This window comes from Vibrio sp. Isolate33 (assembly GCF_022397895.1).
GTDB classification, from domain to species: domain Bacteria; phylum Pseudomonadota; class Gammaproteobacteria; order Enterobacterales; family Vibrionaceae; genus Vibrio; species Vibrio pomeroyi.
The window spans coordinates 114,578-140,851 of the sequence record NZ_JAKEUP010000008.1 but is presented as its reverse complement, the minus strand read 5'-3'; the positions used below and the strand labels follow the sequence as shown (position 1 = coordinate 140,851).

At 42.8% G+C, this 26,274-nt stretch carries 19 protein-coding genes; 2 read left to right on the top strand and 17 right to left on the bottom strand.

From position 1 onward, the window contains the following. Positions 1–10 precede the first annotated feature (10 nt). From L1D37_RS13545 to matP, 4 genes are all read right to left on the bottom strand, one after another. The gene (locus tag L1D37_RS13545; protein WP_239848224.1) at positions 11–1,231 is read right to left on the bottom strand and encodes a hypothetical protein; all 1,221 of its coding nucleotides are present in this window, start codon (positions 1,229–1,231) and stop codon (positions 11–13) included. A gap of 144 nt (positions 1,232–1,375) precedes the next feature. Next, positions 1,376–1,690 (bottom strand): hypothetical protein, encoded by a 315-nt coding sequence (locus tag L1D37_RS13540; RefSeq protein ID WP_239848223.1) that lies wholly within the window; start codon positions 1,688–1,690, stop codon positions 1,376–1,378. A gap of 105 nt (positions 1,691–1,795) precedes the next feature. Next, positions 1,796–2,104, bottom strand: a complete 309-nt coding sequence (locus tag L1D37_RS13535; RefSeq protein ID WP_239848222.1) for a DUF3634 family protein — start codon at positions 2,102–2,104, stop codon at positions 1,796–1,798. Between the two features lie 23 nt (positions 2,105–2,127). Next, positions 2,128–2,583 carry a macrodomain Ter protein MatP gene (gene matP, locus L1D37_RS13530; RefSeq protein WP_239848221.1) on the bottom strand — a complete coding sequence of 152 codons (456 nt, stop codon included), beginning with the start codon at positions 2,581–2,583 and terminating at the stop codon, positions 2,128–2,130. A 189-nt stretch (positions 2,584–2,772) separates the two neighbouring features. Between matP and L1D37_RS13525 the strand changes: the two genes are divergently transcribed. Both L1D37_RS13525 and fabA read left to right on the top strand, forming a co-directional pair. Next, positions 2,773–4,425 carry a Lon protease family protein gene (locus L1D37_RS13525; RefSeq protein WP_239848220.1) on the top strand — a complete coding sequence of 551 codons (1,653 nt, stop codon included), beginning with the start codon at positions 2,773–2,775 and terminating at the stop codon, positions 4,423–4,425. Between the two features lie 70 nt (positions 4,426–4,495). Continuing rightward, positions 4,496–5,011 (top strand): bifunctional 3-hydroxydecanoyl-ACP dehydratase/trans-2-decenoyl-ACP isomerase, encoded by a 516-nt coding sequence (fabA, locus tag L1D37_RS13520; protein WP_017059675.1) that lies wholly within the window; start codon positions 4,496–4,498, stop codon positions 5,009–5,011. A 270-nt stretch (positions 5,012–5,281) separates the two neighbouring features. On the opposite strand, the gene rmf is transcribed toward fabA, so the two are convergent. From rmf to proQ, 13 genes are all read right to left on the bottom strand, one after another. Beyond that, positions 5,282–5,455, bottom strand: a complete 174-nt coding sequence (gene rmf / locus L1D37_RS13515) for a ribosome modulation factor (RefSeq protein ID WP_010440780.1) — start codon at positions 5,453–5,455, stop codon at positions 5,282–5,284. A 161-nt stretch (positions 5,456–5,616) separates the two neighbouring features. Beyond that, on the bottom strand, positions 5,617–7,326 hold the full coding sequence (locus tag L1D37_RS13510; protein ID WP_239848219.1) for a DUF3466 family protein: 1,710 nt from the start codon (positions 7,324–7,326) through the stop codon (positions 5,617–5,619). 9 nt (positions 7,327–7,335) lie between these two features. Next, positions 7,336–9,252, bottom strand: coding sequence for an ABC transporter ATP-binding protein (locus L1D37_RS13505; protein WP_057622362.1), 1,917 nt, complete (start codon positions 9,250–9,252; stop codon positions 7,336–7,338). Beyond that, entirely contained in the window at positions 9,230–9,490 is a 261-nt protein-coding gene (locus L1D37_RS13500) for a glutaredoxin family protein (protein ID WP_019823251.1), read from the bottom strand. Before L1D37_RS13500 ends, L1D37_RS13505 begins: the two co-directional genes overlap by 23 nt. A gap of 25 nt (positions 9,491–9,515) precedes the next feature. Then, the gene (rlmKL, locus tag L1D37_RS13495; RefSeq protein ID WP_239848218.1) at positions 9,516–11,636 is read right to left on the bottom strand and encodes a bifunctional 23S rRNA (guanine(2069)-N(7))-methyltransferase RlmK/23S rRNA (guanine(2445)-N(2))-methyltransferase RlmL; all 2,121 of its coding nucleotides are present in this window, start codon (positions 11,634–11,636) and stop codon (positions 9,516–9,518) included. A gap of 507 nt (positions 11,637–12,143) precedes the next feature. Further along, complete coding sequence (locus tag L1D37_RS13490; protein ID WP_050642973.1) at positions 12,144–12,692, bottom strand: cell division protein ZapC; 549 nt, start codon at positions 12,690–12,692, stop codon at positions 12,144–12,146. A 206-nt stretch (positions 12,693–12,898) separates the two neighbouring features. Next, on the bottom strand, positions 12,899–13,909 hold the full coding sequence (pyrD, locus tag L1D37_RS13485) for a quinone-dependent dihydroorotate dehydrogenase (RefSeq protein WP_239848217.1): 1,011 nt from the start codon (positions 13,907–13,909) through the stop codon (positions 12,899–12,901). A 312-nt stretch (positions 13,910–14,221) separates the two neighbouring features. Further along, entirely contained in the window at positions 14,222–19,063 is a 4,842-nt protein-coding gene (locus L1D37_RS13480; RefSeq protein ID WP_239848216.1) for an NAD-glutamate dehydrogenase, read from the bottom strand. Between the two features lie 228 nt (positions 19,064–19,291). Beyond that, positions 19,292–19,510 carry a DUF2835 domain-containing protein gene (locus L1D37_RS13475; RefSeq protein WP_086711486.1) on the bottom strand — a complete coding sequence of 73 codons (219 nt, stop codon included), beginning with the start codon at positions 19,508–19,510 and terminating at the stop codon, positions 19,292–19,294. Positions 19,511–19,716: 206 nt separating this feature from the next. Next, entirely contained in the window at positions 19,717–22,323 is a 2,607-nt protein-coding gene (gene pepN / locus L1D37_RS13470; RefSeq protein WP_239848215.1) for an aminopeptidase N, read from the bottom strand. Positions 22,324–22,540: 217 nt separating this feature from the next. Then, positions 22,541–23,224 (bottom strand): hypothetical protein, encoded by a 684-nt coding sequence (locus L1D37_RS13465; RefSeq protein WP_017630022.1) that lies wholly within the window; start codon positions 23,222–23,224, stop codon positions 22,541–22,543. Positions 23,225–23,545: 321 nt separating this feature from the next. Continuing rightward, entirely contained in the window at positions 23,546–25,540 is a 1,995-nt protein-coding gene (gene prc, locus L1D37_RS13460; protein ID WP_239848214.1) for a carboxy terminal-processing peptidase, read from the bottom strand. Positions 25,541–25,557: 17 nt separating this feature from the next. Beyond that, positions 25,558–26,181, bottom strand: a complete 624-nt coding sequence (gene proQ / locus L1D37_RS13455) for an RNA chaperone ProQ (RefSeq protein ID WP_017057223.1) — start codon at positions 26,179–26,181, stop codon at positions 25,558–25,560. Positions 26,182–26,274: the final 93 nt, after the last annotated feature.

Sequence of the window (26,274 nt, the reverse complement as noted above, 5' to 3'; positions counted from 1 at the left end):
CTCTCTTTAACTACATAGTATTCGTCAATTTGCCCAGCACTCGATCTTGCATTTTTTCGATCGTTGCCAAAGACATTTGAACGGTAGAAAACCAGTAAGGCCGGTGCTTGACGTTAAATAACTCGCTGTTATCTAAAGCTTCGAAAATAGAGAACTTTCTTCCCTGGGCCAAAGCCGCACCATAGATTGTTCTCTCAAGTACAGGAATGTCATTCACTTCCTCAAGAAGTGCCCTCTTAATAAATTGATTACTTGGGCTCCAATCTATGAATTCAACGAGCTTCTTAAGTAGTTTAAGTTCTAGCTGCTCTACCATGGACTCAAGAAACTGAGTGTTGGGAAGAATTTCAGTACAAGCATAATATTCATCATGCTTGTCACTTGCATCTCGGTACCCGATCATGGTTTTCACCAATGCATCTTCAAAAGTCGATGAAAAATGGTTACAAATCAAAAATAAAGGTAGAACTCTCAAAACACCAAGTAGAATCCCTACATTGGGTTCTTTAACCGATGTTTCTTGAAGACGAATTCGTGTTGCATTGGAGGTAACGACTAAGTGTTGCCACACCTTTGGCGTGATGTGTTTGATGTTGCCATCGTTCCACTTAATCAATTGCTGGCTCATTAACAGAGGGAATAATAAGCGACAATTCTCAATGCCAATTTGGCGTGCTGCCACTTTAGGATCGAGAATAACTTTAGATTTTTTACCGTACTTTTCAGTGAACTCACGGTTAGAAACAAATTCGATTAAACTTGAGCTCAACGGCCTACTTTTCGCCGATATTTCATGGAGTTTAGAAAAGTTTAAAGATGGTGAATAAGCTACAGTAGCGAACTGATTGTAGTCTGGTAATTCTGAAAACAATGAACTGATTAAGGTTCCTTGCAACTTTTCTAACATTAGTGCAGATGCCGCATCGCTGACATCGTCAATCACATATCGCAATGTCTGTTGTTTAGCTGCCACCTTCTCGCGACGTGCATTCACTCGGTCTTGTTCGCAACGTAATAAAATACGTTGATTATGAGAAATACGGTCGGCTTCATCGAAAATAACACTATCACAATATCTATTTTCTAAACTTAGCAGTGTATCAACCGTAGACTGCTCAAGCTTATATTGGGGTGATATTAACCACTTTGTAAAACGAGCCTCGACGTTGATCGAAACTTTCCTAGAGATTTCTATGACTTCAGGGGAATAACTTTTATTTGCTAACAACAACCGTGACTTTCCTTTGCCCTAAGCGTTCTTTTGTCGGCATATCCTGCCTTGATAATAAAACTAATATTAATAGAAATTAGAGATTGGTTCACGAAATTGTTTCAAGAAAATTAAGGATATTTAGTTATAGTGCATCATTTTTAGCTAACCCATAACTTGAATTCGAATGTATTTCTCTGGAAAGCTGTATTTGAACTTTTTTTTCTTTGGTAAGTGCTTCTTTGCCTGTTTGCAGACTTTGCTATCTCCCGATGTCCTCACGTTTTTGATTCTTGTATAACCCTTAGAGTGCTTCATCTCAATCATAAGGTCACAATAGCCATTCATATCAACGTGACTTTTATTTAGCCCTTTGATGACGGTGTCTTTGATCTTCTTTGCAACAGGATTGATTAATGAATCGTCGGACAATGCGGCGGCTGAGGATAAAAAATACAACAAGAATACGAGATATCTCATACTGTTCTCTCTTAGTAAAAGTTAAGAACAGTATGCTGGAGTTTAAGGTAGGCTGGGAATGAGCTTTGTATGACAGTTTACTACGTAAGACATATTGATCGACAATTACGCCTTCTTTGAACCTTTAGATTTAAAGCCATTATGCGGGAACACATTGCGAATACGCTGTTGGACGCTTTTTGGTACGTCTTTAGTAAATTTAAGGTTGTAACCTGAGCGCTTCGCATACACTTTTAACTCACCTTTAAAAGCATTGTTATGACCAATCTCTTGAAGGTTATGTTTAAAGCTCGGTGGTAGATGACCTTTAACTTGCTCGATCGCCCCGTCGTTGAATTGGATTTTTAGTACTGGTCTATCAATTGCGACTAACCAAAAAACCAACGCTGCACCAATTAAGATTACGTACATCATAATGTCACCATTACAGTTTATGATTATTTATCGTCAGAAAGGAGTTTACTCAGGTCTTCTTTGAGACTAGTCACTGTCTTGCTAGCTTGTTCACTGCGAGATGCTTCGCTTACTAAATATTCGATGGCATCAGATAGCGTACAACCCAACTCGTTCGCTCTTTGGGAAAGTTTTTCCCATACACGATAATCAAGGTCGATCGATTTCTTCTTAGTGTGAACTTGTTCAGCATTGAAGTGACGCTTACGCTTGGCTCTGATAGCCTGCTTAAGCTTGTTATCGAGCTCTGGAGACATGTTATTAGATATCCAATCAAGAACGCCTGTCGGCTGGTGTTCGAGCTTCAATAAGGCTTGTATAGCAACATCAGCTTCACTTGAATCAATATGGCAGGTGATCGATTCACCTTCTTTCCATTTTTTGACCAGATAGTTCCATTTCCAACCACATTCCAAGTTTTCAAGTTGCTGATATTTCATGTCTAATCTCGAGAGTTAATCCTAGTGACAGCGTAACCCATAAAGGGCTATTTAACAATTATAGTCTTCAAAGAATAGACCAAGATCATACTTATATTAGCTTAGTGATTAGTAACTACAACATAGAGCTACAAGCGAGATCGGTTTTTCTATATACTCCCTACCTCATTATCATAATCAGAAACTTAAATGACTCAAGTAGATTGGCGACATGTTACGCCTCAGTACGACGAATATAGCGCTCAATTAGAGCAATTCCCTGACATCTCGCCTTTCCCGTTTTCAGACATTCAACATAGATTCAATGACGCGCTAACACGCTTTGTCCGCTTATCTAACCTTTCGCGTGTTTTACTCGTAAACGCTCCGGACAACTCGATCTATCGTCAAATGATTGTTGAATCTTTAGTTACGGCTTTAGATGACCATACTCTACCGGTTATAAAAACTGAGTCTTTAAATGCTGCTTCTCTGTTTGACCAAGTTCAATCAAAAGACGGCAAAGTTATTGCGACAAAACCTGGCTTATTGGCAAGAGCAAACAATGGTTACCTGATCGTTTCAGCAAACTTGATCTTGGCAAACCCAGGAAGCTGGTTATTGCTAAAATCTGCGCTTCTTGGTGAAGCCGTAGAGCCAATCAACAGCAACCCTGAGCACCTTAATCAATCTCCGACTTTACCTCTTACCTACAACATTAAGCTGATTGTAGTTGGAGACCGAGCGCAATTAGGTGACCTTGATTATCTAGACAGCGATATTCAAACGGGTTTTTGTCTATTCAGTGAGATAGAACAAGACGTTAAAATTTCAGAAGAGACTTTAATTCAATACCTTGGATACCTTAAGTGGCTTCAACAGCGTTATGATCTTCCAAATATTACGCAGAAAGCGCTGACTGGAATTCTCACTGCTGGCGCAAGAGAAACTGAAGATCAAAGCTATATCCCACTGTGTCCAATTTGGCACAATGCGCTACTCAACGAGGCTTTGATTGAGGCTGACAATGGTGAGATTGACATCCACCATATTCAACAAGCCCAGCAGCACAAATACAACCGTGAGTCGTACCTTCCAGAACGCGCACTTGATGATATTAGAGATGGCCAAGTCATTATCGAAACTGAAGGTGAACAAGTTGGGCAAGTCAACGGTCTGACTGTTATCGATGTTCCGGGGCACCCGATATCGTATGGTGAGCCAGCACGAATTTCATGTGTTATTCACTTTGGTGATGGTGATATTGCCGATGTGGAACGAAAAGCCGAACTTGGTGGTAACCTTCACGCAAAAGGCATGATGATCATGCAGGCATTCGTAAGTAGTGCACTGAACCTTGAAGATCCCCTGCCGTATGCAGCTTCAGTGGTGTTTGAACAATCATATTGCGAAGTCGATGGCGATAGTGCTTCTCTTGCGGAGCTGTGTTCTTTGGTGAGCGCTTTGTCTGAATACCCAATCAATCAACAGATTGCAGTAACAGGCGCAGTGGACCAATTTGGTCGTGTACAAGCTGTTGGCGGATTAAACGAGAAGATCGAAGGCTTCTATCATGTATGTAAGCACCAAGGCTTAACAGGCGAACAAGGCGTGATCCTTCCAAGATCGAACCTGAAACATCTTGCGCTAAAACCTGACCTGATTGAAAGCATCAAGAATGAAGAATTCCATATTTGGTCTGTGTCTAATGTAGATGAAGCCATTCCTCTCATTATGAACAAGCCATTTAGAGACGACGAACAAGAAAGCGTTCTGAGTAAAATCGCGGAACGTATTGAAAACTTTGAAAGACATGAGCACCCTATTGGAATTGTTGGACGCATTAAAAACTGGTTTGTCTAGTACTGATCGGACTTGTTTAGCGTACACCTGTTCACTAATATGCACCTATCAAAAATCGGAGTAATTGATAATGCAAAACAAACGTGATTCTTACACTCGCGAAGAGCTTCTAGCATCAAGCCAAGGCGAACTATGGCCACAAGGCCCTCAACTACCAGCACCGAACATGTTGATGATGGACCGCATCACTAAAATGTCTGAAACTGAAGGTGACTACGGTAAAGGTTTAGTTCTTGCTGAGCTGGATATTACTCCTGACCTTTGGTTCTTCGACTGTCACTTCCCTGGTGACCCTGTAATGCCTGGTTGTCTAGGCCTTGATGCAATGTGGCAGCTTGTTGGCTTCTACCTTGGTTGGGTTGGCGGCGAAGGTAAAGGTCGTGCTCTAGGTGTTGGCGAAGTGAAATTCACAGGTCAAATCCTACCTACTGCGAAAAAAGTAACTTACGAGATCCACATGAAGCGTGTTGTTAACCGTCGCCTAGTAATGGGCCTTGCAGATGGTCGCGTGCTGGTTGATGGCAAAGAGATCTATGTTGCTAAAGATTTGAAAGTTGGCCTTTTCCAAGATACGTCAGCATTCTAATTAAATATTAGATTTTTAATAAAGCAGCCCATGGCTGCTTTATTTTCACCTCAATACATTTAGTTATAGTGCGCTAAGATGTATTGCTACTTTAGTAATAGGATTAATATCAGTCCACCAGCTACGCCTACCAAGAGAGCTCACCAAGAGCGACTAGACCGTCTCACGCACCATTTCGAGTCCAATCCCTTCTTGTCTCTCAGAAACTAACAAGGCTCCAATTGTTGCAATCAACAATGGAGCCCTGACCTTGAATTCGTTGCGCCCTATCTATTTATAGAGACCTGCATTTCTATCATCTTTGGCGTCTCGCCAACCACCTAACCAATAAGACCGAGAATCCATTTGGCTATATGGGCAAGCTTCTTGCGACCTACCATTTAAACCAGCTTTGTAACCTTGAGATTGTGCTCGTTCTAGTCGATCACGCTTTTGTCTCTTCATAGTGCAGTCCTCATACGGGTGTTCCATTTACTAACATACAATGATTACAACTTTGCGGAGTTTTTGTGACTCCAACTTTAAGAATCGAACAATTTTTTACTTTTCTCAAGGTGAAAAAAAGCCCGAGTTCAGAATTGTGAACTCGGGCTCAAGAGATAAAATTATTTAAATTTTCTGCGGAACCCTAATAGACCAAGTACAGTCAAAGTTAACCAACTTAGACTACCGCCTTGGCGATCAACTTTCTCTGTATCAGTGCTACGCGTCTGAATATCAGCTTTAGTAGCACCAGCAATTGGGATTAGCTTAACTGCAACAACCTCTTCTACTGCGTTAGATGCAGCACCACCACAGTAAGAGTTATGTGCCGTTGTATCATACGCTTTAGTTGTTCCGCCTACTGTACACTTGATAGCAGTAGCAGAAATAACGCCCGCATCATTGATGTCAGAAGCATCAATAATTCGGAACTTGTTGTTGTCTCCAGAAACGTTGCCGTCATTGGTTAGATCATCTAACCACCAAGCTTGGCCGTTAAAGATGTCTACACGACGTTCATCAGTCGATGTTGAAACATTGTAAGGATAGATAAAACCACGATGTCTACGTTCACTACCATCAACCTCACGAGTCGTTTCTGCATCTATTTGACCTACAAACTCATTGAAATTGTTGACAGCTTTAGCTTCACCACTCGAACCGCCGAAGAAGATACCACCAGACAAGTACGTTGCAGTTGGAGTTGCTGCAGATGCATCAGTCACAACAAAAATCTTGTTGCCTGCACTGCCGCTCTCTGGCACATAACCATTACGTTTAGAATAGCCTACAGCAAACAAGTTATCGTTGATGTCAGTTGCTACAGAGTTACTGTATCTAGCATCATCATTCGACGAACCTGAATTAACTTCAGCACCGCTAATAATTTTCGTTGTCCAAGTCGCTCCTGAAATATCTAATGAGTCACTCACAAAGACACTGGCGTTCATGTCTTGTAGCTCGCCATTCCCGTTAACTGTATCAAAGCCAACGCCGTACAGCTTTCCATCATTTACTGCAAGGTCACGCATGCTCCCCTGCGCAAAGTAATCACCTTCTTGAGCATTGCCACCACGAGTCCAGTTAAATTCGTGAACTTCGCCATCTTTCCAGATCGCAGCCTTTGAACTAAATGTCGTGTTTGAAGTTTCGGTTGCCGGACCTTTAACAGAAATACTACCGAAGTTATAAACAATATCTGTGCCGGCATTATCAACAGTTAAAGCGCCCCAAGCACGAGACTCTGACGATGCTACAAGAGGCACAGTTGTTAATGCATTATAGCGAATGTCATTACCATTTGATTCAATACCTAAAGGCGCACCTGAATCATCAAGAGCAGTAATTGATACGTTAAACGAACTGATAGAGCCACCACCTTCACCAACAAACGCTTTCGCATTCACATAACTAAGATCGCTTTCTTTACTCCAAGTTGCCCAGCGATTGTCCGCCCAGCTTTCGCAAGTTGAGTATCTAAGTTCTCGGTAACAGTAGTTTTCAAAGTCGTCACGTTCTTGAATGTATTGGAACGGAGCATCCATAGCGAAAGGGACTTCCTCTCGATAGCCGATACCGTCAACAGCATTACGAGTCTCGCCAGCCAATTTAAAGTCGTCACACGCAACCCCACCGACACTATCGGTAGTAAAACAACTCTCTGTTCCAGAAACGGTCGCTGGCTGAATAGCTACACCAAAAATTTCAGATACTTTAGCGTCATCGGCAAAGGATGGCTTTACTTCAACTACCTTGTAAAGCGCAGCGTTGGCGTTAGTTGCAGCAAAAACTAATGCTGCAACTGTTGTTAATTTAAATTTAGTACAAGTCATTATTAATTCTTAACTTTCCTGTTGTAGTGCCTCGAGCTCTTCCCAGCGCTCAAAAGCAACTTCAAGCTCCTGCTCTGCTGCAGATAGCTTATCTAATACTGGTTGTGTCTGCTCTACAGATTTTGAAAAGAAGCTTGGATCGTTGACTTCTTCCTGAAGAGTTTCAATTTGAGTTTCCAATTCTTCTAAACGCATTGGTAGCGCTTCTAGTTCTCGTTGTAGCTTATACGATAACTTCTTAGGTTTAGCCTTAACTGGCGCAGTTTTGGGAGTTTCCTCAACTACTTTCTCAGGCTTTGATGGCTTTTCAACCTGTCGGTACTCTAATGCCTGCTTTCTTTGCTGCTGAGCATCATGGTAACCACCAACAAATTCTTCAATAACGCCATTACCTTCGAAGATCCAACTTGTCATCACTGTGTTATCAACAAACTGACGATCGTGGCTCACTAAAAGAAGCGTACCCTGATAGTTGGCAAGCAAATCTTCTAAAAGTTCCAAAGTTTCGATATCTAGATCGTTGGTTGGCTCATCGAGAATCAACAAGTTGTTCGACTTAAGGAAAATACGCGCCAATAACAGACGGTTTTTCTCACCACCAGATAGTGCTTTAACAGGAGTACGAGCACGTTTAGGCGAGAACAAGAAGTCTTGTAAGTAGCTTAGTGCATGACGCTCACGGCCGCCTACTGTCACTTCTTGCTTACCGTCCGCTAGGTTATCAATTACAGACTTCTCAGGGTCTAGGATTTCACGGTATTGGTCGAAGTAAGCGACTTCAAGCTTAGTACCACAATGCAGACGACCTGAATCAGGCTTAAGCTGGTCAAGAAGCAGTTTAAGCACAGTACTCTTACCACAACCGTTAGGACCAATCAGAGCGATACGATCGCCACGCATGATGTTGAAGCTGAAGTCTTTAACAATCTCTTTACCTTCAAAACCAAAGTTAATATTTTCTGCTTCGAATACAATCTTGCCAGAACGCTGACCATCATCGATTTGGATAACAGCTTTGCCCTGCACTTCACGACGGTTCAAACGTTCTTCTCGTAGCTTCTTAAGCGCACGTACACGGCCTTCGTTACGAGTACGGCGAGCTTTGATGCCTTGACGAATCCATACTTCCTCTTGAGCGAGCTTCTTATCGAATTCAGCGTTTTGCATTTCTTCAACACGAAGCGCTTCTTCTTTCTCAACAAGGTAGTTTTCGTAATCACCCGGGAATGAGCTCAATTTACCGCGATCAAGATCAACAATGCGTGTTGCCATCGATTTAATGAACGCACGGTCATGCGAGATAAAGATGATTGAACCGCGGAAGTCTTTCAGGAAGCCCTCTAACCATTCAATGGTCGCAACATCCAGGTGGTTAGTCGGTTCGTCAAGTAGAAGCACGTCAGGGTCACACACAAGCGCACGAGCAAGTGCTGCTTTACGTTGCCAACCACCAGACAAATCCGTCAGTTTGGTTTCTGCAGTCAGCTTAAGCGCCGCCAATACATTGCTTACACGATCTTCAAAACGCCATGCATTGGCATGATCCAGCTGTTCTTGAACGCGAGTAAGACGATTTAGATTTTTTTCACTTGGGTCTGTCGCGATGAGATCCAGAAGATCATGATAGATCTTCAGCTGTTCACCGATTTCAGCAAGGCCACCAGCAACGTAGTCATAAACTGTACCTTGCTCATTACGCGGTGGATCTTGTTCCAGACGAGACACAACCACATCTTGCGTGATTTGCATCTTGCCGTCGTCCATGATGATGTTTCCAGATAGGATTTTCATCAATGTCGACTTACCAGCGCCATTGCGCCCTACTAAACACACACGTTCGTTTTCTTGCAGCGCGAAGTCCGCACGATCTAATAATGGGTGATCGCCAAACGCTAATTGCCCATTATGAATTGTAAGTAATGCCATTCTTCTTTAACCAATCATTAAGTTCTAACAAGCCAAATGGCCAGTTAAGCTCTGAGCTTTGAGAAAGGTCAGAGCTTTCAAATTTGAGCACCGGAATAGTGACCCCGTAACGGGAAAAGAGCTCATCATCAAATGCAATGTCGACAACGTTGACGTGATGGCTAATGTTTAACTGTTCCGTGAGTTGGAATGCCATCTCACATAGATGGCACCCTTCTGTACTGTAGAGAGTCAGCACTATATATCCTTATACAATCTCTTAACTACTTATGTGTAATCAACCAGCAGTTATGAATGTGCTTATTGCGAGAGAAGTCCAAAGGAAGTGTCTTAGCTGAGATGTTCTGAGCCTTAAGACCTAACTCATCGAGAGCTTCCAAGTCCATTTTGAAGTGACGCTTGTTGTTAGAGAACACAATCGTGCCTTCTTCACGAAGAAGACGCTTAAGGTTTTCCATCAACTGAATGTGATCACGTTGAACATCGAAAGATTGATCCATACGCTTAGAGTTTGAGAACGTAGGTGGATCAATAAAGATCAGATCGTAAGAGCCCTGCTCTTTAACCAACCATTGTAGGCAGTCAGCTTGAACAAACTGATGTTGACGACCAACACGGCCATTAAGCTCCATGTTCTCTTTAGCCCACTCTAGATAGGTATTAGACATATCTACTGTTGTCGTAGAACGCGCGCCACCCACAGCAGCATGAACAGAGGCACTACCTGTGTAAGCAAACAAGTTTAGGAAATCTTTACCTGCGGCCATCTCACCGATACGACGACGAGTGATCTTATGATCTAGGAACAAGCCGGTATCTAGGTAATCGTGAAGGTTAACAATCAGCTTAACGCCGTATTCGTTCACTTCTAGGTTCGATGAGTCCTGAGCCAATTTCTGGTATTGAGAGCGACCTTTCTGCTTCTGACGAACTTTAAGCACAACGTTGTTTGCTTCAACGCCCGTTACTTGAATAGAAGCACGAATAATATCGGTCAGACGACGTTTAGCCTTCTCTTCCGGTACATCTTTCGGCGCTGCGTATTCTTGAATCACAAGGTGACCTGGGTATACATCAATCGCTACATTGTATTCTGGTAAGTCAGCATCGTAGATACGATAACAATCTAATTGCTCTTTCTTAGCCCACTTGCCAATTTTACCGATGTTCTTTTTAAGACGGTTCGCGAAATCAGGTGCAATCAATTGTTCTTGCTCGCCTGTTGGGCGCTCTGATATCGGACGATCTGAAATTGAGTAGTTCTTTTGGTGACACGGTAACGCACCATTGTTCAATTTGAACTGTTTGTCTGCACGCATGCGTAAGCAGCTTAGTAGCTCGTCTGAGCTAGAGAAGATAGATGCGTTGCAACCACCAAATTCAGCTTTAAGTTGCGCACCGAATGCGGTGTAAAGTGCAATTAGACCAGGCTCAGTTCCTAGACGCTCACCATAAGGTGGGTTAGAAACAATCACGCCATCAGTAAATTCTGTAGGGCGTTTAAGTTTTGCTGCATCACCTACTTCGAATTCAATCAGATCTTCAACACCGGCACGACGAGCATTGTCGCGCGCTGTTTTGATCATGCGTTCATCGTTGTCGTAGCCATAGAACTTACATTCTACTTTCTTAACGCCACGACGGCCTTGAACATTCGCTTCTGCTTTAACTTCAGCCCAAAGCTCAGGTTCGAAATCTTCTAGTGATTCAAAACACCACTTCTGACGTTTAACACCCGGTGCTAGGTTTGCAGCCATCATTGCAGCTTCAATCACTAACGTACCTGAACCACACATAGGATCTAAGAAAGGTTTCGTTGCATCCCAACCACTACGAAGAAGGATTGCAGCAGCTAGTGTTTCACGCAACGGAGCACGACCTGATTCTGGGCGGTAACCACGTTGGTGGAGACCGCTGCCCACCATATCAACACCAAGAATCGCTTTATCACGGTGTAGACGAACGTGAATACGAACATCTGGGTTCTCTTTGCTGATAGAAGGACGAGGCAAGGACTTCTTCTCGAAACAATCAACAACGGCATCTTTTACTTTCATCGCACCGTATTGGCTGTTGCGGATTTCGTTGTTCGTACCATTGAAGTCAACAACAAAACGCTTAGAGCTATGGAATTGATTTACCCAGTTAACCGCAGTGGTTGAAAGGTACAAATCCATGTCGTCCATACAAGTGAATTCAGAAAGGACACGTACAAATCGAGAAGCCAAACGGCTCCACAAACAACAACGATAAATTTGCTCATTGGTCGCTTTGAATTTAACACCTGCTTGAACAGGTTTTGCGTTTGTAATCCCTAGTTGGGTTAGTTCTTCAACTAATAAATTCTCAAGGCCGTTTGAGGTAACCGCTAGATATTGATTCATAGTGTTCTTTTATTGATAAAAATGAGCTCGATTATACCTGAATTTGTAACTAGAGCATCACACTAAACGCGTCTTTTCATTGAATCTTTCGACTAACTGGCTAGCAAATGCACAGTCTTGAAGCGATCGCTTACCCACATCCCCTTAGAACATAAGACCTATCAAACCAACTTCATTTCTGACCACTTATTAACCAAAGTAGCAATGTGAATTTATATTCACCCTAAAATTGGTATATACCAAAGGTAACTTATGGGTGAAACTTAGCTACAAAAGACCAAAAACAGGGAATAAAGATGGTAAATTTACTCTTCTGGCGATGAAAATGGGCAGAAATTAAGGTGAAAAAATAGTCGTAAGTTCACTATTTAAATGGTTAAGCAGTGATGTATTTATCAGGGTGAGGTTTTTTAGGCACAAAAAAATCGGCTATTAAGCCGATTCTGAGGAAGATTTATACGTTTGTGTGCTGCGATGCGTGGTAGAAATGATGTACTAGATTGGAGGTTAACCCACCATCGCTATGTGTGTCTGATGAAGGATAGCGTTCGCGTCTATCATTCTATCGTGCATCACCTTAATTGAGTCTCCAAATCGAAGCCCTTTTGAAGGCGTTAATAGGAACTCTTCTAGGTCGACAAATGCACATAGGCTCGCACACTCTCCCACTTCTAATACAATGAAATACCCTAAGCTATGCTCGTTATTCATTTGTACAATATCCCCTTCTTGAGGATATTCATGACCAGTGCCTTGTGAGTCGAAGAACCAACTCTTAGGCTGTACAGGCTTATGGAAGCGCTTTGCTGCCACACAATAAAGTGCCAGTTCAGCTTGGCGAGGCTCAGACAGTTCTAAGCCAGAAATTTGTTCTTTGAAGGTTTGGTATGAAGATGCGTCATCAACGGTGAATTCATTATCTCTAAACGCGCAGTCCACCAGCTTATTGCGGACCAGATTCGTTTTGAAAATCATATCCTCTCCGAGGTTTAGCATTAATGAACATTGCTGCTCATCGTAATACCAACTCCATGTATCGCTAGGTTTAAGCATCATTTCGTCTCACACTGTTGAACCATTCCATTAGGTAAAACGCAAAATTACCTTCAATTACAGTAATTTTACTGAGCAATAGGCAAAAAAAAAGAGGAAATGAATTCCTCTTTCTTGTCGCTTTTCTCTACAACTCAGTGAGTTACAGTGTCTCTTTTATTAAGACGATGCCAGATTGTCGCTTTTCAGAAATAAAAGCGTCTTGCCGTTTAAAGATTTTTAACGATGTCGCCTACAAGGCCTGGACCTTTGTAAATGAAACCAGAGTAAACTTGTACAAGCTTAGCGCCTGCCATCATTTTCTCTTTTGCAGCAACATACGAATCAACACCACCTACCCCGATGATCGGCAGTTGGTCACCAAGCTCTTGATAAAGTTTACGAACAACTTCAGTACTGCGAGATTGAACTGGACGTCCACTTAGACCACCCGCTTCGTCGCAATGCTTCATGCCTTCAACGATTGAACGATCCAATGTTGTGTTTGTTGCGATCACACCATCGATCTTATTTTTGATCAATGATTCACAAATTTGGCTGATTTCGTCGTCACTTAGATCCGGTGCAATCTTAAGAGCAAGAGGAACATATTTACCATGCTTCTCTTCTAGTTCAGATTGTTTCGTTTTCAGTTCAGACAATAGATCGTCTAGTGCTTCGCCGTATTGAAGAGAACGAAGTCCTGGAGTGTTTGGTGAAGATATGTTCACAGCAATGTAACCAGCGTATTGATATACCTTCTCCATACAGATCAAGTAATCTTCAGCGCCCTTTTCAATTGGTGTGTCTTTGTTCTTACCGATGTTGATGCCTAAGATGCCGTCGAAGTTCGACTTCTTAACATTCTCAACAAGGTTATCTACGCCTAGGTTATTAAAGCCCATGCGGTTGATGATGCCTTCTGCTTCAACAAGACGGAACAAACGAGGTTTGTCGTTACCCGCTTGCGGACGCGGAGTAACAGTCCCTACTTCTACGAAACCAAAACCCATTGCGCCAAATGCATCGATACATTCGCCGTTTTTATCTAAGCCAGCCGCAAGGCCAACTGGGTTTTTAAAAGTAAGACCCATGCACTCTACAGGTCGGTGAGGTAATTGTTGGCGATACAAAAGATCAATAGGTGTACCTGTGAAGCGTTTGAAATTTTGAATTGCAAGATCATGTGCCTTTTCGGCATCAAGTTGGAAAAAGCCAGTTCTGGCTAGACGGTAAAGCATTGTGCCTCCGATAGAAAAAAGCCCCGTGTAAACGGGGCGATATTATTTACTTATTTACCCAACTATTCAATCTATTACTGACTGTAAGGGTAAGATAATCGAGTTTGCTAACGAATGAGGTTCATTATTAAGCAAACGTTACCGTTTCAAGCCCAGATTATCTTTTAGGAATGTTCCTTATACCTGTTCTGCCATCAGCTCACTGATACTGTGATACTTGTACGAATAGTTAATTTATCGAGAACTGTTTAACCAAACGAAAAAGGCAGACCTAATGGCCTGCCCTTATAGTTTTTCGTTTCTATCTAACTATTAGTCTTTCGACATACAGTTTAGATTCAGTAACATCAACTCACGTAACGCCACTGAGAACTTAGCAAACTCATGAACAGAACCCACTTTGAATTCGTTCAAGATGCTTTCCCAACGATGTAGAGAAACTGAATTGCTTTCCATCCAGTCGTCCAATGCTTTAATAACATCTAAGTCTGAACCACAACCGCAGTTAAGTACTTGGCCTGTTAGCTGACGTTGCTGCCAATCCAGATCTTCTCTGAATGCTGCACGAGCCAGCGCTTGCCAGTTGTTGTCTACCGCTTGGCCATTGATTTGCTTCAAGAACCAGTGCAGAGACAAACGGTCGCCAAGGTTGAAGTAAAGCTTAGACGCTTGTTGTACTGTTTTACCCGTTTCACGAGCAACTGTGGATATATCCAGTGCTGAGTACAAGCTAGACAAACGAGCCACTGAGTTCGCCAGTTCTGCGGTTACACCCTGGTCAATCCATACCTGAGCCATTGCTTGATGCTCTTCTACTTCTGAAGCTACTAGGTTTTCATCCAGTTTCTCAGTAATAGTAACCACATCACCTTGGTACAGTTCAATCAATGCGTTCACTGATTGTTTACCAGTACGGTTTCTTAGCAACCAACGCGCTAGACGACGCAGCGTGCGACGCACGTGGTAAAGCAACTCATATTGAGCTTCAGAACTTGAGATATTGTCCAGTTCACGAATGCTCTTAAGCACTTTGCCCAAGCCGTAGATCTCACGAGATGCCGCGTAAGCATTCGCAATATCAACAATGTTTGCGCCCGTCTCTTCTTGCAAACGAGTCACGAAGTTACAACCCATCTCGTTAACCATTTGGTTTGCAAGTGCGGTCGCAATGATCTCAGCACGCAGTGGATGGTTATCCATGTGTTGAGAGTAGTTACGGCGTAACTCAGTTGGGAAGTATTGCATCAACTGTTGAGCATGGAACTCATCATTCGCAATATCATCACTCACAAGATCTTCTTTCAGTACCATCTTTCCGTAAGCGATCAATACTGATAGTTCTGGTCTTGTTAGCGCTTGGCCTTGCTTCTCACGCTCAAGAAGCGTTTCGTCATCGGGGATGTATTCCAAACCACGATCCAAATACCCTGCTTTCTCCATTGTGTGGATGAAGCGGATTTGCTCTTTCACTAAGCCTACACCTTGATGCTCAGTAACAGAGATTGACTCAGCTTGGCAGTAAGCATCATCGAGTACGATTTCGCCCACTTCGTCTTCCATTGACTCAAGCACTTGGTTACGTTGCTTAACAGTAAGATCACCGTTCGACACCAAACCATTCAAGAAGATCTTAATGTTTACTTCGTTATCGGAACAGTCAACACCACCAACGTTATCAACGAAGTCCGTATTAACTCGACCGCCAGTAAGAGCGTATTCGATACGACCCAGTTGAGTCATACCCAAGTTACCGCCTTCACCAACTACCTTAGCTTTCAGGTCACGGCCATCGATACGTAGAACGTCATTTGCACGGTCACCCACATCAGTATGAGTCTCGCTTGAAGACTTAACGTAAGTACCGATACCACCATTCCAAAGTAGATCAACCTGCATAGACAAGATCGCTTTGATCAAATCATTCGGCGCCATTGATGCTTTCTTGGTACCCAACATTTTCTGAATTTCAGGCGTTAGAGAAATAGACTTCGCTCGACGAGAGAAGATGCCACCACCTTGAGAAATCAGGTCTTTATTGTAATCTTCCCAGCTTGAGCGAGGCAGATTAAACAGACGATCACGCTCTACCCAGCTTGATGCTGAATCTGGATTCGGGTCAATGAAGATGTGCATGTGGTTAAACGCCGCTTGCATACGAATGTGCTTAGATAGCAGCATACCGTTACCAAACACGTCACCCGCCATATCACCTACACCGATCGCAGTGAAATCTGTCGTTTGACAGTTGATGCCCATTTCACGGAAGTGACGCTTAACCGATTCCCAGCCACCTTTTGCGGTGATACCCATTGCTTTGTGGTCGTAACCGTTAGAGCCACCTGATGCAAACGCATCACCTAGCCAGAAGTTGTATTCATCAGATACAGAGTTCGCTAGATCTGAGAATGTCGCGGTACCTTTATCGGCTGCAACAACCAAGTACGGATCATCTTCATCGTGACGAACAACACTCTTAGGTGGGATAACCTCACCTTCGATGATGTTGTCTGATACATCTAGTAGTGCACGGATGAAGCGCTTGTAACAACGTTGACCTTCCGCAAAAATCTCGTCACGGCCAGACATCATGTGTTGACGCTTACAAACGAAACCACCTTTAGCACCAACCGGAACAATCACGGTATTCTTAACTTGTTGTGCTTTAACTAGGCCTAGAATCTCAGTACGGAAATCCTCTTGACGGTCTGACCAACGTAAACCACCACGTGCTACTTTACCGCCACGTAGATGCACACCCTCAATGTCTGGTGCATATACGAAAATCTCAAACGCAGGAACCGGCGCCGGGATATCTGGAATTTCGCTTGGTCTCATTTTCAGAGCCAACCAAGGTTTAGACTGCTTGTTCTCGTCTACTTGGTAGTAGTTAGTACGAAGCGTTGCAGTGATCATTTCCATGTAGCGACGAATGATACGATCATCATCCAAGCTTTCTACATGATCCAATTGTTCAGTGATCTTCTTAATAAGATCTTGTTGGCCTTTCGCGCTGCCCTTCAGTTTCGGGTCAAAACGCTTACCGAATAAGCTCACTAACCCTTTTGCTAAATCTGGGTAATGAGACAATGTGTCTTCAATGTATTGTTGACTGAATGGGAAACCCACTTGACGCATGTAACGAGCATAAGCACGTAAGATTGAGATTTCACGGCCTGAAAGACCAGCGCCCAACACCAAACGGTTGAAACCATCGCTGTCTAACTCACCCGCCCAAATTGCTGCAAAGGCTTGTTGGAAAAGATCACGAGCTTCACGAAGATCAATGGTCTTGTCGCTCTTGTGCAGCATAGAGAAATCAAGGATCCAATATGTCACACCATTGGTTTTACGCACTTCATAAGGAGATTCACCGATAACGCGCAGGCCAAAGTTTTCAAGCATTGGCATCACATCAGAAAGGTGAATTGGCTCATCGCTGTGGTAGAACAACTTCAAACGAACTGCTTTAGAATCTGCAGCTTCTTCTTGAGGGCGGTAGAAAAGCATACCCAGTTTGTTGTCTTCGCTCAGTGCTTCCAAACGCTCGATGTCCGCTACCGCAGAACCTGGCATCATGTCTTCTTTGTACGAACGCGGGAATGCACGCATGTACTCTTTCGACAATGGAAGGCCTTTGCTCTCACCGAAGTTTGCAATGATTGATTCAGACAGGCGGTCATCCCACGTAGACGATACTTCCATTAAATTTTGCTCAATTGTTTTCACGTCCACATCCATGTTGTTGTTATCAACACGAACAATATAGTGCGTTCTCGCCAGTGGGCTTTCAGAGAAGTAAGTTGTGAATTCGACTTCTTCTTCACAACCAAAGTACTGCTTCAAGATGCGTTGTGTTTGACGGCGAAGTTCAGTGTTGTAACGATCTTTTGTTACGTAAACCATACAGCTGAAGAAACGGCCAAACGGGTCTTTGCGAACAAACAGACGCAGAAGATCACGATCTTGCATTTGAACTACGCCAGTACCCACTTCAAGTAACTCTTCTTCTCGAGCTTGAAGCAGTTCATCACGTGGGTAGTTTTCAAGAATATTGTGCAGAGCTTTGTAAGAGTATGACCCCTCACGGTAACCACTCGCATTTAGGATACGCTCTACTTTCTCACGAACGAGAGGAATCGTTTCAACTGTTTGGTTATAAACGGCAGAAGTGTAAAGACCAGTGAAGCGATGCTCACCAATTACCTTACCGTTCTTATCGAATTTCTTAATACCGATGTAGTCATTGTAAGCTGGGCGGTGAATGCGTGAAGCCGTGTTGCCCTTCGTTACGATAAGTACATACGGTTTTTTAGCTTCTAAACGTGCTGAGTCAGAAAACTCAGACAACTTAACGTTGCGGACGCGATCTGAGTTTGCGAACAAACCAAGGCCTTGCTCCTTAGTCGGTTGCAGTTCAGTGTCACCATTTACAGAAACAAGGTCGTATTCCTTGTAACCCATAAACGTAAAGTTGTGCTCGCCTAACCAACGAAGGAAAGCCAGCGTTTCATCGAAGCGTTGAGCATCTACCGGAATTGTCTCTTTTTGCTTTTCAACTTGGTTGGTGACTTCTTTCAGCCTTTCAACCATTTTTAGCCAGTCGTTAACAACAAGGCCAGTATCAGTAAAGATATCCAGCAGTTCTGTTTTAAGTGCTGCCATCTCTGCTTTGCTGCTAAGACGGTCAACCTCAATATGGAAAAGCGACTGGAACACACCTTCATCGTTACTCACACCGACAACACTTCCTGAGTCAGAACGAGAAATTTGAGTTGGGTTGTGAAGCATAAGGTGAGAAGAGAGGTCGAGGCGAGTTAATGCCATTTTTACAGAATCAACGAGGAATGGGCTATCTGGTACCACTATCTCAACAATAGTGTGAGTAGACTGCCAGCCTTGGCGACTTACTGTCGGGTTAAAAACACGAACAGAAATTTCGTCGGCTTTCTTTTCATTGATGTGATGCCATAAGCTAACTACAGCACCGTATAAATCGGATTCGTTTCTCTGAGTTAGGTCGTCGTGAGAAACGTTACTAAACAAGTGTTGAGCAAGTTGAGTTACGAGAGGTCGATGAGCAAGGTCAAGTTTGTCTTGAATCAGCTTGTAAACTTTTTCAAGTAAAACTGGAACCACAGTTTCACGTGCGGTCATAGTCACACTCCACAATTAGAATTATATTTTATTATTAGGGGGATCACTTAATCTGGTGTTTGAATCGTGCCGTTGAGCGCTTTTCTACTAACGAGTTAAGCAAAGGTAATGCATTCATTTATTGTAAAAGCATTATTGAGAAATAGTTAATTGTTTTGGAGGTGGTAAGAGGTGAAATGTTTGATTATGTGATTAAGATTCCTTTTAACTCACTAGGCACGCCAAGGTTTACAGAGCTTCCAACTTAATAAACTTATTTTTTTGGTCAGTTGTCAGTCTAAACTGCCCTCTAACCCCTATTTGTGTAAGAAATGGTCTGAACCGAGTTGCAGGTAACTGTAAACGTAATCCAGTTGTTGTTATCACTTGAACTTTACTTGCCGCACCAGAATAACTGGCCAAAAACTGCTGATATGAGATGTTAAGTTGGAAAATATAGTGATTCATACGATACCTGTATAAATATACAGTGCCGGTATTTTTTGGCACTTAACGATGTCTGACGGTAAAACTGAGCTTGAAACTGCTCTAGCTTATCGAAAATTTGATGAACCAGAAACAAAAAATCAGTGGCAGATATCCTCTACCACTGATGACTTTCCTTTATAAGTAAACAGCTTATAAGTAAACCGTTAACCTTGAGAAGGCATAACTTAAGCTTCTAGTGCTTTCGTTACTTTCTCAAATAAGTCTTTTGCTAAGTTATCCATGTTCTTCAATGTCTCAAGTTCCTGCTTGATAAGAGCTTGTCGCTCATCATCGTACTTACGGAATTTAAGAAGTGGATCAATCAGACGAGAAGCAACTTGCGGGTTACTGCTGTTTAGCTCACGTAAGATCTCACCTGCAAACGCATACCCCTGACCTGACTTGTCATGGAACTGTACCGGGTTCATGTTTAAGAACGAACCTACTAAGTTACGTGTACGGTTCGGGTTCTTCAAACTAAACGCTTGATGTGACATAGATTCTTTGATCACTTCAAGCGCATTTGAACTTGGGTTCGTACCTTGCAGAGCAAACCACTTATCCATAACAAGACCGTCGTGTTTCCACTTGTCACTGTAGTCTCCCATCAGAGTTTCACGACATGCCAGTTGTGCGCTGTTTGCCGCACCCATCGCTGCCATTGTGTCTGTCATGTTGTTTGCTTGCTGGTACATGGCAACAACCAAATCGTTGCCCTGCTCTGTATGTGCTAAGTAACTTAGGCAAACTTTACGCAAAGTGCGCTTACCAATCGAATCGTGATCGATTGTGTATTCCGCTAATGCATTACTGTGATAAACCGCAGCCAGTTCGTCTTCAAGTTCTGTTGCCAGTGTTACCTTCATTGAGTTAAGCACAGATGCGACAGCATCAATATCAACACGCTCGTACCAACCCGATACTTCGTTATGACTTGGCAATGAAAGCATCTCTGCGATAAAGGCAGGTTCTAGCGAATCACTCAGTAGTACGCCACGGAATGTATCAACCACAGAATCAGAAAGTACAAACGCTTCGCCTTGTTGAACTTTTTCAACATTGTTGCGGATGTACTTAGCCAATAGCATTTGACCAGCATCCCAACGAGAGAACTCATTGCGTGCATTCACCATCAAGAAGATAAGTTCTTCATCTGAATAGTTGTACTCTAATTTCACTGGCGCAGAGAATTCACGAAGCAGTGATGGGATTGGTTGCTCAGAAACGTTTTCAAACACGAAAGTTTGTTCCGCTTCTTTAACATTTAATACGTTATGAACTGGCTTTCCGTTACATTGTAACTCAACCACATCACCTGATGCTGTGTACAGTTCGACATCTAGAGGGATATGCAGAGCCTGTTTCTCAGTTTGCTCATGCGTTGGCGCTGTTACTTGGCGAGTTGTTAACGTGTACTGTTTCTTATCTGCATCGTAGCGACTTTCAACAGACAGCGTCGGCGTACCAGACTGGCTGTACCATAAACGGAACTGAGACAGATCAACACCCGATGCGTCTTCCATTGCTGCTACGAAATCTTCACATGTTGCGGCCGTACCATCGTGACGTTCGAAGTACAGTTTCATGCCTTTTTGGAAACCATCTTCACCCAACAACGTGTGGATCATACGGATCACTTCACTGCCCTTTTCGTACACTGTCAAAGTGTAGAAGTTATTCATTTCTATCACTTTTTCTGGGCGAATCGGGTGAGACATTGGGCTTGCATCTTCAGCGAATTGTGGACCGCGAATGATACGTACATTGTTGATACGGTTTACCGCGCGAGAACCAAGATCAGACGAGAACTCTTGGTCACGGAATACCGTTAAACCTTCTTTCAAACTCAACTGGAACCAATCGCGACAAGTCACTCGGTTACCGGTCCAGTTGTGGAAGTATTCATGACCGATTACTGCTTCAATACCTAGGTAATCTGTATCCGTTGCAGTTTGGTCGTTTGCTAGAACGAACTTAGAGTTAAATACGTTCAAGCCTTTGTTTTCCATCGCACCCATGTTGAAGAAATCAACGGCTACGATCATGTAGATGTCTAAGTCGTATTCAAGATTGAAACGCTCTTCATCCCACTTCATTGAGTTAATCAAAGAAACCATCGCGTGGTTCGCTCGGTCTAGATTGCCTTTATCAACAAAGATTTCTAGGTCAACTTTGCGACCCGATTGTGTGGTGTACGCATCACGGAGTACATCGAAGTCACCCGCAACTAAAGCAAACAAGTACGCTGGTTTTGGGTGTGGGTCTTGCCACTTAACCCAATGACGACCACTTTCAGCTTCACCTTCATCTACACGGTTACCATTACTTAATAAGAATGGGTTCTCTGCTTTGTCTGCGATTACCGTTGTGGTGAATTTCGCCAACACATCTGGGCGATCCATGTAGTAAGTAATGCGACGGAAACCTTCGGCTTCACACTGAGTACAGAATGCGCCACCCGACTTGTACAAGCCTTCAAGTGCGCTATTCCCTTCAGGGTTAACTTCAGTAACGATGGTTAGAGTAAATTCTTTTGGAAGGTCATTCAGCGTAAGCTGAGTTTCAGACTGCTCGTACTGAGTCCATTCGTTGCCTTCAACCAAAACAGAAACCAACTTCAAGCCTTCACCATCAAGTACTAATGTCGTGCTGTCTTTCTCCTGCTTAACACTAGAAACAGCCGTAACAATGGATGCTGAGTCGTACAAATCGAAAGTAAGATCGATTTCAGAAATCGTGTGAGATGGTGATTGATAATCTTTACGATACTTGGCTTGAGGTGTATGTGCCATGACGGGTTCCTTTTGATCGTTATACGTAATTATTTTTAACTGTATATATCTAAAGGTTGAGCGCCAATAAAACAAGGGGAATATTAAAAAAAGGAGGCATTGTAAGAAAATGCCTCCATGTTTTACTATTTTATCAATCAAATCAGACAGGAACGCCTAAGAAATGAACTGTGCACAATATTATCAACGAGTACGACTTTACTGCTAAAACTCACGATTATCGGATGCGATTGAGTACCGCAAACATGTCTCCCTCTTCACCTTGCAGCGTTAACACATCGCTGTTCAGTGTATAACGAGTACCGTGTTCACCATTCTCATAAAGTAACACTAGTTGGTCACCTTCGGTGTAATACACCCCGCGACGAATAACTTCACCACCTTCTTCATCGGATACTCGGAACATGAATATAAAGTCTGGTTGAAGAACCAAATCCATTTTTTGAATGTTACTTGCACGTAAATCACTTCCGGACAATTCGGCACTTGACCAGATTCCCGCCAATGCATTTGGCAAGGCCTTGGTGAACATAACACCGTTAAGATTCAGCATGTTGTGATTACTGCTGTACGCGTAAACCTGAGGTTCTGAGGTATTCAAACCCAAAATAATCGTGTCTTCATTGGCGTTATACAAACCTTCCCAATGATCAACACTGTAGTCTTTCTTTTGGATATCGATAGTGAATGAGTAGTTTGAATCAAGAGTGAGCTTGATTGCTCTAAAGTTTTCAGTACCTTGCTCAGGATCAGGGTTCATCAAATACCAATCGCCGAGCAGTAAAGGAAGGTCAAAATGGGATAGATTACTATCACTTTTTGATTGTTGGCTACTCGAAGCGACCTCGCTCCCAAAAGCCACAAAACTTAAACAAGATAAAAATAGTAGAATCCATTTCATAAGCGTCCCCTCGTTTTCTTTAAGCTTAGGCACGTAATGAATATAAAGCGAAAAAATATGATCTAAGTCACTAAATTTTAAGTGCGAAGTAACTTAAATGTCATTATCACTCGAAAAATAATACTTAAGTTTAGTTATTTCTACGGTGCACTTCACACTCGAAAAACCGATAACAATGGTTCTAGGACAAGTGGAAAACCGAGGAAGCATGCCGTTAACATCACATCATTTATGGCAAGAACGCAGGTACAAAAAAAGCGAGCCTAAGCTCGCTTTTAAAATAGTACGTCTTTAAACAATCACCTTTAACAGGTATTTTGTTTATTTCTTGATCATATCCAGCATGATAGCAACTGATTCATCAAGATAAGCATCCGGGGCTTCGTAGTCTTTTGGAATATCATCCAACGTTTTAAATGCCTCTAACTTAGCAGCTTTTTGACGTTGGTTGATACGCTCTAAACGAAGCACATCCGCATCATCACTCTCTTGTTGACGAACCTTTTCATTAAGAGAAAGGTCGTTGTCGTCTTTATCTGCCTTATATTTTTCAATATCTTGCGCGATAAAGCCAAACTCCATGTCTGTTGCGATACGAGCTTGGTGTTTAGCCGTCAACGCTGCGATTTGCTCATCGTTACGCTGTAACACTGAGTATTTCGCTTTGTCGATACTGTCCCAAGGAAGAGCGTTGTCTTCAACACTTTCACCAGTATCTGCAGGATCAATCGGCGTTGGGTAAGCAATATCAGGCACTACGCCCTTGTTTTGCGTACTACCACCATTGATTCGGTAGAATTTCTGGATTGTGTATTGAACGTAGCCCAACTCTTTATCGAACAAATCATAAATATGATTCAAAGAGCGATGCTGTTGCACCGTACCTTTACCGAAAGAGTTTTCACCCAAGATGATTGCACGACCGTAATCTTGCATCGCTGCTGCAAAGATTTCAGATGCTGAAGCACTGTAGCGATTCACCAATACCGTTAACGGACCTTGGTAACTGATTTGACCATCAGTATCGCTGTTCACTTTGACACGACCGTAGCTATCACGAACCTGAACAACAGGTCCCTCTTTGATAAACAAACCAGAGAGTTCGGTTGCTTCAGTCAGTGCACCACCACCGTTGTTTCGAAGGTCAACAATAATACCTTCAACACCTTGCTCTTTAAGCTCAGTGATCAGTTTATCGGTATCTTTAGAAAGGCCAACGTAGAAACTTGGTACTTCTAATACACCAATCTTCTTGCCGTCTTTCTCGATCACTTCTGATTTAACAGCGCGGTCTTCTAAACGAATCTTATCGCGAACAATTGTGACAACGTGACTTTTTGCATCTTTACCGTCTGGCAAGATCTGTAGCTTAACTTTGGTCCCTTTCGGGCCTTTAATAAGTTGTACTACATCGTCTAAACGCCAGCCGATAACATCAACAATCTCTTCGCCATCTTGACCAACACCAACAATGCGGTCGCCATCACTCAATTGTTTGCTGTTTGACGCTGGGCCACCAGCAACTAAAGAACGAATAACGGTGTAGTCGTCAGTCATTTGAAGTACAGCGCCAATACCTTCTAGAGATAAATTCATCTCAGATTGGAATTGTTCTGCATTTCTTGGAGAAAGGTAACTGGTGTGCGGATCAACTTCACGCGCGAATGCGTTCATGTAGATCTGGAAAGCATCTTCATTGTGCGACTGCGTAATACGCTTCATCGCATTGTTGTAACGCTTTTCCAAAACTTCTTGAATCTCTGGCCACTCTTTGCCAGTAAGTTTTAGATTCAACGCATCATATTTAACGCGTTTTCTCCAAAGCTCATTCACTTCAGCGATATCTTTTGGCCACTCTGCTTCACTGCGATTGAGCTCAATACTTTCATCGGTATCAAACTTAATCTCAGTATCTAGCAAAGACAATGCATATTGAAAACGTTCGAAACGCTTCTGCATAGACAGATTATAAACATCGAATGCAATCTGGTTATTGCCCGATTTCAGCTGATCATCAATTTGTTTAGATGAAGTAGAGAAAGAGTCAATATCAGCTTGAGTGAAGATATTACGATTATAATCCAGCATCTCTAAGTAACGATTAAAGATAGCTTGAGAAAAATCATCGTTGAGATTGAAGTGTTTATAGTGAGAACGAGTAAATCGAGAAGTAACACGTTTACTAGCAGTTTCGTGTTGGACCTCAGGAGCGAGTAGAGGTAAATCGTCCTGATCTAATTTGGCTTCGAGAGCCTGAGCTGAAGCTGCTAGCCAAAAGCTAGCAGCAATCAGTGTCAATTTTGAACGGCATTTCATGCGTAGGAGTATCTCCTTTAAGCGCGCAAGTGCTCCGCTTTAACAACCATTTGTAGGCCGTTTGCTAACTGAACACGCACATCTTCCTTATTGATTTCAACAATGGTCGCAGCCATGTTTCCTTTACCCATGTTCACATTTACTTCTTTGCCAGCGATGAATTCGTCAGCGTTCAAAGCGCGTGTTTCTACAGGCTTTTCTACTTTTGGTGCTTTAGGCGCTTGACGACGAGGCTGTTGAGCTTTCTTCGCCTTAGGTTTCGCTTTGCCTTCTTCACGAGCTTTTTGTGCTTGTTCTTTACGACGAGCCTGAACTTTCGCTTTGCTTTCAGCAAGTGTAGCTTTAGCGTGTTCAACGTGCTCTTCTTCTAGTGTGCCACACGCGTTGCCGTCTAGGTCAACACGTTCTGCGCCAGCTTTTACGCCGTGCAGGTAACGCCATGATGATGTGTACTGTCTTAACGCTGCACGAAGCTGAGTCTTACTTACTTTTTCGTCTTCATTTAGACGTTCAGCAAGATCTTGAAAAATACCAATTTTAAGTGGCTTCGCTTCACCTTCTAGAGTAAAGCATTTAGGGAAACATTCAGCAATATATGCGATAACTTCTTTGCTGTTTTTTAACTTTTCAGTGTTTTCCATGTGGGTTCCTGGTTTTTGCGGTTTTCCGCGAGCATTAAGAAAATATTTTTACGTATTATAGAGAGATGCTTGGGAAAAACCACAGTAAGAGAA

Excerpts from the sequence above, each read along its gene's own strand:
- L1D37_RS13540 (WP_239848223.1), bottom strand. The coding sequence starts at position 1,690 with ATGAGATATCTCGTATTCTTGTTGTATTTTTTATCCTCAGCCGCCGCA.
- L1D37_RS13535 (WP_239848222.1), bottom strand. The coding sequence starts at position 2,104 with ATGATGTACGTAATCTTAATTGGTGCAGCGTTGGTTTTTTGGTTAGTC.
- matP (WP_239848221.1), bottom strand. The coding sequence starts at position 2,583 with ATGAAATATCAGCAACTTGAAAACTTGGAATGTGGTTGGAAATGGAAC.
- L1D37_RS13525 (WP_239848220.1), top strand. The coding sequence starts at position 2,773 with ATGACTCAAGTAGATTGGCGACATGTTACGCCTCAGTACGACGAATAT.
- fabA (WP_017059675.1), top strand. The coding sequence starts at position 4,496 with ATGCAAAACAAACGTGATTCTTACACTCGCGAAGAGCTTCTAGCATCA.
- rmf (WP_010440780.1), bottom strand. The coding sequence starts at position 5,455 with ATGAAGAGACAAAAGCGTGATCGACTAGAACGAGCACAATCTCAAGGT.
- L1D37_RS13510 (WP_239848219.1), bottom strand. The coding sequence starts at position 7,326 with ATGACTTGTACTAAATTTAAATTAACAACAGTTGCAGCATTAGTTTTT.
- L1D37_RS13505 (WP_057622362.1), bottom strand. The coding sequence starts at position 9,252 with ATGGCATTACTTACAATTCATAATGGGCAATTAGCGTTTGGCGATCAC.
- rlmKL (WP_239848218.1), bottom strand. The coding sequence starts at position 11,636 with ATGAATCAATATCTAGCGGTTACCTCAAACGGCCTTGAGAATTTATTA.
- L1D37_RS13490 (WP_050642973.1), bottom strand. The coding sequence starts at position 12,692 with ATGATGCTTAAACCTAGCGATACATGGAGTTGGTATTACGATGAGCAG.
- pyrD (WP_239848217.1), bottom strand. The coding sequence starts at position 13,909 with ATGCTTTACCGTCTAGCCAGAACTGGCTTTTTCCAACTTGATGCCGAA.
- L1D37_RS13480 (WP_239848216.1), bottom strand. The coding sequence starts at position 19,063 with ATGACCGCACGTGAAACTGTGGTTCCAGTTTTACTTGAAAAAGTTTAC.
- L1D37_RS13475 (WP_086711486.1), bottom strand. The coding sequence starts at position 19,510 with ATGAATCACTATATTTTCCAACTTAACATCTCATATCAGCAGTTTTTG.
- pepN (WP_239848215.1), bottom strand. The coding sequence starts at position 22,323 with ATGGCACATACACCTCAAGCCAAGTATCGTAAAGATTATCAATCACCA.
- L1D37_RS13465 (WP_017630022.1), bottom strand. The coding sequence starts at position 23,224 with ATGAAATGGATTCTACTATTTTTATCTTGTTTAAGTTTTGTGGCTTTT.
- prc (WP_239848214.1), bottom strand. The coding sequence starts at position 25,540 with ATGAAATGCCGTTCAAAATTGACACTGATTGCTGCTAGCTTTTGGCTA.
- proQ (WP_017057223.1), bottom strand. The coding sequence starts at position 26,181 with ATGGAAAACACTGAAAAGTTAAAAAACAGCAAAGAAGTTATCGCATAT.